Source organism: Oleiphilus sp. HI0117 (genome assembly GCF_001635235.1).
Map to the genome: position 1 here is coordinate 1 of NZ_LWGA01001437.1, position 626 is coordinate 626.

The following is a 626-nucleotide window of genomic DNA, read 5'->3' on the forward strand; positions in this document are numbered from 1 at the left end:
ATTTCAGATAAACATCATAACGCAAAATACAGGGTTTACAAACCAAGCGCTTGCTTGGTAAAGTTGACTTGGTGATAGCGTTCCAAATGATTAGAACAACAGACGTTTAATTAGTGAAACAGGTAAACATCATGGCAAGAAGCAGCATACGCATTGGCTGCGCCTCAGCATTTTGGGGCGATACAGAAACCGCAGCAGCTCAGCTAGTTGAGAAAGGTAATATTGATTACCTTGTCTTTGATTATTTAGCCGAGATCACTATGTCTATTATGGCCGGACAAAAAATGAAAGACCCCAATGCCGGCTACGCCTCGGACTTTGTCGAAACCGCTATGGGTCCCTTACTTAAAACAATAAAAACCAAGGGCATCAAAATCATCAGCAACGCTGGCGGCGTTAACCCGCAAGCCTGTGTCGCTGCACTTGAAAAGGTAGCTGAATCCACGGGCCTTGAGTTGAAAATTGCCATGGTCGATGGCGACAACGTACTACCGAAAAAGTCTCACTATGCCAAGCAAGGCGTTAAAGAAATGTTTACCGGTGCAGATATGCCACCAATGTTTGTTAGCATGAATGCCTATTTAGGAGCGCCCGGTATAGCCGTCGCGCTAGATTCTGATGCTGAT

1 protein-coding gene is annotated in these 626 nt (G+C 45.0%); it reads left to right on the top strand.

What is annotated here, in order from left to right; translation table 11 throughout:
- Positions 1-131: 131 nt before the first annotated feature.
- On the top strand, positions 132-626 hold a 495-nt coding region (locus A3757_RS24075), incomplete at its 3' end, for an acyclic terpene utilization AtuA family protein (RefSeq protein WP_156506548.1).